Below are 7,861 nucleotides of genomic sequence, written 5' to 3'. Positions count from 1 at the left end.
GACCAGCGCGCGGGCGGTGGCCGCGGCCATGCCGGGGCCGGCGCCGGCCCCGCGCAGGGCGGCTTCGGCCAGGGTTTCGGCTTCGGTCAGGCTCAGGCGGGGCATGGCGGCATCCTTGGCGGCGGAGGCCGGGTTTTACGCCCGCCGCACCGCCACGCCAGGGCCCGCGCCGATCAGAGCTGCTGGATCCGCAGCTCCTCCGCCACCTGCCGGATCGCCCAGTCGACGGCCTTGTCGCCATAGGCCCAGTTGCCGAGCCCGGTCAGCAGGCGCGGCAGGCCGGAGGCGCCCAGCAGGGCCTTCAGCCGCGCCCGCAGCGGCGCCTGCAGCGAGGCCGGGCCGAAGCGCCCCGCCGGCCAGGCCGGCAGCGGCTCCTCCACCGCCAGGGGGCCGAGCAGCGGCACCAGCGGCCAATGCGCGCCCCCCGTGGCCGAGGCGGCCTGGGCCTGCGCCACCAGCTCCGGATAGGCCGCGGAGATGGCCACCTCGCGCTGCCGCCAATCGGCAAGGAGCGGATTCTCCCGCGGCAGGGCGAAGCTGTGGCGCAGGAAGTTCTGCGCGTTGCGGCGGCCGAGGAAATAGTCGTGCCGGCGGTACTCGACATGGAAGAAGCCGAGGAACCCCGCCAGCCCGCCCGCCGCCAGGGGAGAGGGCGCACCGCCCCCGGCGCCGCCGGGCGGGCGGGACGGGGCGATCAGGTAGCGGCTGTAGGCGGCCTCGTCGAAGGCCAGGGCGATGTCCTCCGGCCGGAAGCGGGCCTGGTTCTTCCAGGCGGAGAGCAGCGCCCAGGCCACCTTGCCGATCGGCGTCTTCTCGCTGGTCGGACCGAAGGGGTCGGGGGCGGGGAACGGATCGACCATGATCAGGCCGCGATCGGCCTCCCTCCCCTCGCGCGGCATGCGTTCGCCCGGCGCGACGAGCCGCGAGCGGCAGAGCTGCACCGGCTCATTGTCGAACACCCCGCCATCGACGCAGAGCATGGTGGCCGGCGCCGCCGGCGTGGCCAGGGGCGCCAGGGTCCGATACTCGGCCAGGTGCAGCGGCCCGCGCTTCTGCCCGGTCGGCACCAGCAGCGACAGCAGGTTGGCGGGGCCGGCCGGCAATTCGCGCGCCGGCAGGAACAGCGGGAAGGCGCCCGAGGCCAGGGCGGCGCGGCCCAGCAGCGACCAGTCGGCCGCGACCGCCGTGGGCTCGCCGGACAATCCCCACCAGCTGCCCTGCGGCGCCGCGAGCCCCAGCCGGAAATCCGCCATGGCGGCGTGGCGCATCATCGGCAGGCCCTGCCCCGCGGCGCCGCCGAAGGCGGCGCAATAGGGCTGGCCGGTCAGGTTGCCCAGGGTCAGCCGCAACTCCAGCGCCGGGTCGATCCAGGGCCGGAGCCACCAGCCCTGCGCCACGCCATGGCCGTTCAGCGCCGCATCCACCACGTCGCGCAGCCAGGTCCCGTTCAGCAGCGAGAGCAGCGGTCCCCCCTGCAGGTCGCCGGTGTCGAGCAGCCGCTCCAGCCGCGGCGCCAGCACCCAGCTGTCGTAGAAGGGGTTGCGCGGGCCGCCCTGCCGCGCCTCGTAGGCGGCGTGATCGGTGGCGCGCACCGGCGGAAAGCGCCGCCCCGCCGCCGCGGCCAGGATCGCCGCGCACATGCTGCCGGCCGAGGCGCTGCTGACCGCCTTCAGCACCACGCGATGCGCCGGCGGCGGCACCGCCGCCTCGCGCGCGCCATCCCAGCGGTCCAGCGCCTCGGTCAGGAAGTCCAGCACGCCGGCGGTGTAGGCGCCGGCGGACACCGCCCCCGCCAGCACCAGCCCCAGCTGGAAAGTGGCATTGCCCGCCACAGGGTTCGGGGAGGTCATGGGTCTCGGCCCTTCCGCGTCGCACCAGCGGAACCTTAGGCATTTTTGTTGTCGATTCGAAAAGAAACTTCTGGCGCCCGCACCCTTCACCCCACCCGGCACCCGTGGCAGTCTTCCCGCCCTCATTGGCTTCACTGAAGGATTGGTTCCATGGCGGGCGTCTTCTGGCACGATGGCAAGTGGCTGACCGAGGAGCCCAAGGTGCTCGGCCCGATGGACCACGCCTTCTGGCTCGGCTCCATCCTGTTCGACGGCGCCCGCGCCATCCGCGGCCTGGTGCCGGATCTCGACCTGCACTGCCAGCGCGTCATCCGCAGCGCCCATGCCATGGGCATGAAGCCGACCCTCTCGGCCGAGGCGATCGAGGAGCTGTGCCGCGAGGGCGTGCGCCGCATGGGCCCCGACGCCGAGCTCTACATCCGTCCGATGTTCTTCGTCCGCCGCGGCATCGGCGCCGCGCAGCCGGATGGCGACAGCACCGAGTTCATCCTGTCGATCTATGATTCGCCGATGCCGGACGTCTCCAAGGGCTTCTCGGCCTGCATGGTGCCGTTCCGCCGCCCGGCCGCCGACATGGCGCCGACCGACGCCAAGGCCTCCTGCCTCTATCCGAACTCCTCCCGCGCCGCCGGCTGGGCGCGCGAGCATGGCTACGACAACGCCGTGATGTCGGATTTCGAGGGCAATGTCGCCGAATTCGCCACCTCCAACCTGATGATGGTCAAGGACGGGGTGGTGATGACGCCGATCGCCAACGGCACCTACCTGGCCGGCATCACCCGCTCCCGCGTGCTCGGCCTGCTGCGCGAGGCGGGGATCGAGGCGAGGGAATGCGTCATCACCCCCGACATGCTGCGCGGGGCGGATGAGATCTTCGCCACCGGCAATTTCGGCAAGGTGCAGTACTGCACCAATTTCGAGGGCCGCCAGCTGCCGATCGGGCCGGTCGCGCAGAAGGCAAGGCAGCTCTATTTCGACTGGGCCGAGCGCACCAGCCGCCTGCTGCCGAAGGCGGCCTGAGCGTGAGGCGGGGGCTCCGCCCCCGCGCCCCCGCCGGGGGGACAGGGTCCCCCCGGACCCCGCCATCCGTGGAGACTCTGATGGGAGATCCAAGAACCTCAGGTTCTTGGCGGGGAGAGTTTGAGAGGGGCGGCGCCCCTCTCAAGATCCTGCTGCAGACCGAGGCGGTGCTGGTGATCGACAAGCCCGCCGGCCTGCCCGTGCATCGCGGCCCGCGCGGCGGCGCCAGCCTGGAGGACCACCTCCCGGCGCTCGCCCAGGGCAAGCGGCATTGGCCACAACCCGCGCACCGCCTGGACACCGACACCGCCGGCTGCCTGGTGCTCGGCCGCACCAAGCCGGCGCTCGCCGCGCTCGGCAGGCTGTTCGCCGAGGGCCGCGCCCGCAAGACCTACTGGGCCGTGGTGCGGGGCGGGCCGGCGGCGCAGTCGGGCCGCATCGACCTCCCCCTGCGCAAGACCAGCAGCGCCGCCACCGGCTGGCGGATGGAGGCGCATCCCGACGGCCAGCCCGCTTTGACCCGCTGGCGGGTGCGCGGCCGTGGCCCGGGCCTCGCCTGGCTGGAGCTGCGGCCGGAGACCGGGCGCACCCACCAGCTGCGCGTGCATTGCGCATCCCAGGGCTGGCCGATCCTGGGCGACCCCTTCTACGGCACGAAGGCGCCGGGCGGGCTGCATCTGCTGGCCCGCGCCATCGAGCTGCCGCTGGACCCGCCGCTCTCCGCCACCGCGCCGGTGCCACCCGCGCTGCGCGACGCCTTCGCCGCCTGCGGCTGGAGCGAGGCGGCATGAGCGGCTTCCGCACCTGGTTGCAGCAGCGTGTCCCCGGCGGCTCGCTGCGCGACGCGGTGCGGCAGAGCGAGCTCGGCATCCTGCTGCTCGGCACCCTGGCCGGGCTGCTGAGCGGGCTGCTGGCCGCCGCCCTGGGCGGCGCCGCGCGCGGCATGCACCTGCTGATCTTCGGCCCCGAGAGCCAGCACGGCCTTTCCGCCCTGCGCGACCCGGAGCCGCTGCTGCTGCTGCTGGCGCCGGCCACCGGCGGGCTGCTGCTCGGGCTGCTCGGCCTGGCGCTGGCGCGCTGGCGGCCGCGCCAGCCCATCGACCCGATCGAGGCCAACGCCCTGCATGGCGGCCGCATGTCGCTGTGGGACGGGGTGGTGGTGGGGGCGCAGAACCTGCTCTCCAACGGCTTCGGCGCCTCGGTCGGGCTGGAGGCCGCCTACACCCAGGCCGGGGGCGGCGCCGCCTCGCGCATGGGCCGCGCCTTCGGGCTGCGGCGCGGCGATCTGCGCGTGCTGGTGGGCTGCGGCGCGGCCGGCGCCATCGCCGCCGCCTTCGGTGCCCCCCTGACCGGCGCCTTCTACGCCTTCGAGCTGGTGATCGGCAGCTACGCCATCGCCTACCTGGCGCCCGTGCTGGCCGCCGCCGTGGCCGGCAGCCTGGTGACCGCCTGGCTCGGCGGCGGCACCCAGCTGCTGGCCTCCGGGCTCGGCGCGCCGGACTGGGACGATACCGGCCTGTCGCTGCTGATCGGCCTGGCCTGCGGCCTGGCCGGCATCGCGCTGATGCGCGGCGTCACCGTCACCGAGGCCGGGCTGCGCCGCGCCATCCCCTGGGGCACGCTGCGCCCGGCGGTGGGCGGGCTGGCCGTCGGCGCGCTGGCGCTGGTCACGCCCGCGGTGCTCTCGGCCGGGCATGGCGCGCTGCACCTGGCCTTCGTGGTGGAAGGCCCGGCCCTGCCGCTGGTGACGCTGCTGCTGCTGAAGGCGCTGGCCTCCGCCATCTCGATCGGCGCCGGCTTCCGCGGCGGGCTGTTCTTCGCCTCGCTGCTGCTGGGCGCGCTGCTCGGCAAGCTGGTGGCCTCCGGCGCGCTGGCGCTCGGCATCGCGGTGGACCCGCTGCTCGGCGCCATCGTCGGCATGACCGCCTTCGGCGCCGCCGTCATCGGCGCGCCGCTGGCCATGACCCTGCTGGCGCTGGAGACCACGGGCAGCTTCGCCATCGCCGGCGTGGTGGTGATGGCCGTCATCGTCTCCGCCACCACGGTGCGGCGGCTGTTCGGCTACTCCTTCGCCACCTGGCGCTTCCACCTGCGCGGCGAGGCGATCCGCAGCGCGCATGATGTCGGCTGGCTGCACGACCTGACGGTGGGCAAGCTGATGCGGCGCGACATCCGCACCGTGCGGCAGGACACCCGCATCAGCGCCTTCCGCCGCGACTTCCCGCTGGGCGCCACCACCCATGTCGTCGCCCTCGACGCCGCCGGGCGCTATGCCGGCATGATCCTGGTGGCCGAGGCGCACGCGCCGGAGCTGGAGGAGGACGCCACGGTGGAAGGCCTGCTGCACCTGGCCGGCCAGGTGCTGCTGCCGGCGCAGAACGCCAAGCAGGCCATGGCGCTGTTCGACGCGACCGATGCCGAGGCGCTGGCGGTGGTGGACCAGAAGGACACCTCCTGCGTCATCGGCCTGGTCAAGGCCTCCTACCTGCTGCGCCGCTACAGCGAGGAGCTGGACAAGCGCCGCCAGGACGAGTTGGGAATGGCCGCGTAATCACGGGGGAAAGGCGGAAAGCCATGGTTCAGGATGTGCAGGCGCTGGTGTTCGACGTGTTCGGCACGGTGGTCGATTGGCGGCAGGGCGTGGCGCGGGAGGCGGCGCCCTTCCTGGCCCGGCATGGCGCCGCCGGCGCCAACCCGGCCGGCTTCGCCGATTCCTGGCGCCGCCGCTACTCGCCGGCGATGGAGGAGGTGCGCAGCGGCCGCCGGCCCTTCACCCGGCTCGACGTGCTGCACCGGGAAAACCTGGAGCAGATCCTGCCCGGCTACGGCATCGACCCCGCCCGCGTGCCGCAGGCGGAGCTGGACGAGCTGAACCTGGCCTGGCACCGGCTGGACCCCTGGCCGGATTCGGTCGCGGGCCTCGCCCGGCTGAAGGCGCGCTACATCATCGCGCCGCTCTCCAACGGCAATATCCGGCTGATGCTGGACATGGCCAAGCGCGCCGGCCTGCCCTGGGACGCCATCCTCGGCGCCGAGGTGGCCCAGGCCTACAAGCCGACACCGGAAGCCTATCTGCGCACCGCCGAGGTGCTGGCGCTGCGCCCCGGGCAGGTGATGCTGGTCGCCGCGCACAATGGCGATCTGGCGGCGGCGCGGCGCTGCGGGCTGCGCACCGCCTTCATCCCCCGCCCCACCGAGCACGGGCCAGGTCAGACCACCGACTTGGCGCCGGAACAGGATTGGGATGTGGTGGCGCGCGACATGGAGGATCTGGCGAGCGCTTTAGGAACTTAAAATAATAAATGGAAGAAACTTCTTTTTCTGAAGAAAAAGAAGCAAAAAGACTTTGCCAGGGGCGCCCCGCGCTGCGGGGCGCCGTCCCGTTCAAGCCGCGTCGCGGCGGCGCACGCCCAGCTCCTCCAGCGCGCCACGCATCGCGCCCAGCGCGAACCGCATCTCGTCCGGGCCGACATGGCCGATGCAGCCAATCCGCATGGTCGGCGCCTCGGTGTTGTAGAAATTGCTGATCAGCACGCCGCGCCGCTTCAGCGCATCCACGAAGCCCTGCAGCGTGAAACCCTCCTGCCGCGGCTGGTGGAACAACGCGATGATCGGGCCCTGATTCTCCCAGGACAGGTAAGGCTGCAGGCCCAGCGCCTGCGCGCCCTCGTAGAGGATGCGGCAATTCTCGCGGTAGCGCGCCAGCCGCGCCTTCTGCCCGCCCTCGGCGATGAAAATGTCCAGCGCAACGCCGAAGGCGTGCAGCGCCTGCACCGGCGGGGTGAAGCGGAAACTGCCCCAGCCGGCGCGCAGCGAGGTGTCGTAGACATCCGCCAGGTCAAAGGACCAGGAGCCGGCCTGGCCGCGGCTGGCTTCCACCCGCTCGATCGGGCAGATGGCGAAGCCGATGCCGGGCAGCCCCTCGATGCATTTGTTCGAGGTGAAGACAACGGCATCCACCTCCGGCTGCGCCGAGAGGTCGAAGGGCAGCGCGCCGAAGGCCGAGACGGCGTCGACGATCATCCGCCGCCCCGCCGCGCGCACCACGGCGCCCAGCGCCGGCACGTCGTTCACCAGCCCGCTGCCGGTCTCGGAATAGACGATGCCGAGATGGGTGATGGCGGGGTCGGCGGCGAGCGCCGCCGCCACCGCCGCGGGGGCCACGCCGCCGGTGTCGGGGGCGGGCAGCTCGACCACCTGGCGCCCGGCCTCGCGCGCCAGCCGCGCCATGCGCTCGGCATAGGCGCCGTTGCGCACGATCAGCAGCTTGCCGGAGTGGGCGGGGGCGAAGGTGCGGATCGCCGCCTCGGTGATGAAATGCCCGGCGCCCTGCAGCGGCAGGCAGACATGCTGGCCGGCCTTGCCGCCGGCGATGTCGCGCACCTTCTCGCGGATGGCGATGTATTCGGGGGCGAAGTCACGGTCCCAGGGGGCGATGTCCACGGCCATGGCCGCCCGCACTTCGGGGCGGGTCTGCACGGGGCCGGGAATGAGCAGCAGCATGTTCGGGTCCTGAGGAAGACAGGGGAGATGCCATCCGGAAGCCGGCGGGCCGGACCCGCGCCTCTGCACAAACAGCGCCCCAAGGCTGCACCGCCGCCGCGCCAAAGGAAAGCCCGCCGGCGCCTGCGCCAAGCCGATAAAGTCTTTTTGCTTCTTTTTCTTCAGAAAAAGAAGGCTTTGCTGCTACGCAACAAGCAGCGCGCCGCCGATCTCCCGCCGCAACTTCCGCCGGATCGCCTCGGCGAAATCGGCGTAGTCGGCGCAGGACAGGGCGAAGGCGCCGGGCCCGCCGATCACCTCCGCCTCGTAATGCGCCAGCAGATCCGGCTCCTCATTGAGCACGGCGAGCCCGTTGATGGTCACCCCGGCCGCCACTCCGATATCGCGCACCGGCCCGGGCGCCCGCCCCTGGTTGTGCGCGCCATCGCCCGAGACGTCGAGCGCCAGCCGGTCGGCCGGCGCCGGGCAGCGCGCCAGCAGGGCGAGCC

General features: G+C 72.9%; 7 protein-coding genes. 4 read left to right on the top strand and 3 right to left on the bottom strand.

The genetic code is table 11. The annotated features are described in order from the left end of the window. Positions 1-173 precede the first annotated feature (173 nt). Entirely contained in the window at positions 174-1,850 is a 1,677-nt protein-coding gene (locus tag HMPREF0731_RS11500) for a patatin-like phospholipase family protein (protein ID WP_007004297.1), read from the bottom strand. A gap of 150 nt (positions 1,851-2,000) precedes the next feature. Between HMPREF0731_RS11500 and HMPREF0731_RS11495 the strand changes: the two genes are divergently transcribed. The 4 genes from HMPREF0731_RS11495 to HMPREF0731_RS11480 all read left to right on the top strand — a co-directional run bounded on the left by HMPREF0731_RS11495 (position 2,001) and on the right by HMPREF0731_RS11480 (position 6,164). Beyond that, the gene (locus HMPREF0731_RS11495; RefSeq protein ID WP_007004296.1) at positions 2,001-2,870 is read left to right on the top strand and encodes a branched-chain amino acid aminotransferase; all 870 of its coding nucleotides are present in this window, start codon (positions 2,001-2,003) and stop codon (positions 2,868-2,870) included. An 80-nt stretch (positions 2,871-2,950) separates the two neighbouring features. Then, complete coding sequence (locus HMPREF0731_RS11490; RefSeq protein ID WP_007004295.1) at positions 2,951-3,661, top strand: RluA family pseudouridine synthase; 711 nt, start codon at positions 2,951-2,953, stop codon at positions 3,659-3,661. Next, entirely contained in the window at positions 3,658-5,421 is a 1,764-nt protein-coding gene (locus HMPREF0731_RS11485) for a chloride channel protein (protein WP_007004294.1), read from the top strand. Before HMPREF0731_RS11490 ends, HMPREF0731_RS11485 begins: the two co-directional genes overlap by 4 nt. Positions 5,422-5,444: 23 nt before the next feature. Further along, positions 5,445-6,164 carry a haloacid dehalogenase type II gene (locus HMPREF0731_RS11480; RefSeq protein WP_007004293.1) on the top strand — a complete coding sequence of 240 codons (720 nt, stop codon included), beginning with the start codon at positions 5,445-5,447 and terminating at the stop codon, positions 6,162-6,164. A gap of 90 nt (positions 6,165-6,254) precedes the next feature. Here the strand turns inward: HMPREF0731_RS11480 and HMPREF0731_RS11475 are convergent, their stop codons facing one another. Both HMPREF0731_RS11475 and HMPREF0731_RS11470 read right to left on the bottom strand, forming a co-directional pair. Continuing rightward, positions 6,255-7,373 carry a 2-aminoethylphosphonate--pyruvate transaminase gene (locus HMPREF0731_RS11475; RefSeq protein ID WP_007004292.1) on the bottom strand — a complete coding sequence of 373 codons (1,119 nt, stop codon included), beginning with the start codon at positions 7,371-7,373 and terminating at the stop codon, positions 6,255-6,257. 183 nt (positions 7,374-7,556) lie between these two features. After that, positions 7,557-7,861 (bottom strand): VWA domain-containing protein (locus HMPREF0731_RS11470; RefSeq protein WP_007004291.1); only part of this gene is annotated, 305 nt, incomplete at its 5' end.

The sequence above is a fragment of the Pseudoroseomonas cervicalis ATCC 49957 genome, from assembly GCF_000164635.1.
In the GTDB taxonomy this organism is placed as follows: Bacteria; Pseudomonadota; Alphaproteobacteria; order Acetobacterales; family Acetobacteraceae; genus Pseudoroseomonas; species Pseudoroseomonas cervicalis.
Note: the sequence above shows the minus strand (reverse complement) of the source record. Positions and strands in the feature narration are given on the sequence as shown.

What these genes read in the sequence shown, in the direction of transcription:
- HMPREF0731_RS11500 (WP_007004297.1), bottom strand. Translation starts at nt 1,850, where the DNA reads ATGACCTCCCCGAACCCTGTGGCGGGCAATGCCACTTTCCAGCTGGGG.
- HMPREF0731_RS11495 (WP_007004296.1), top strand. Translation starts at nt 2,001, where the DNA reads ATGGCGGGCGTCTTCTGGCACGATGGCAAGTGGCTGACCGAGGAGCCC.
- HMPREF0731_RS11490 (WP_007004295.1), top strand. Translation starts at nt 2,951, where the DNA reads ATGGGAGATCCAAGAACCTCAGGTTCTTGGCGGGGAGAGTTTGAGAGG.
- HMPREF0731_RS11485 (WP_007004294.1), top strand. Translation starts at nt 3,658, where the DNA reads ATGAGCGGCTTCCGCACCTGGTTGCAGCAGCGTGTCCCCGGCGGCTCG.
- HMPREF0731_RS11480 (WP_007004293.1), top strand. Translation starts at nt 5,445, where the DNA reads ATGGTTCAGGATGTGCAGGCGCTGGTGTTCGACGTGTTCGGCACGGTG.
- HMPREF0731_RS11475 (WP_007004292.1), bottom strand. Translation starts at nt 7,373, where the DNA reads ATGCTGCTGCTCATTCCCGGCCCCGTGCAGACCCGCCCCGAAGTGCGG.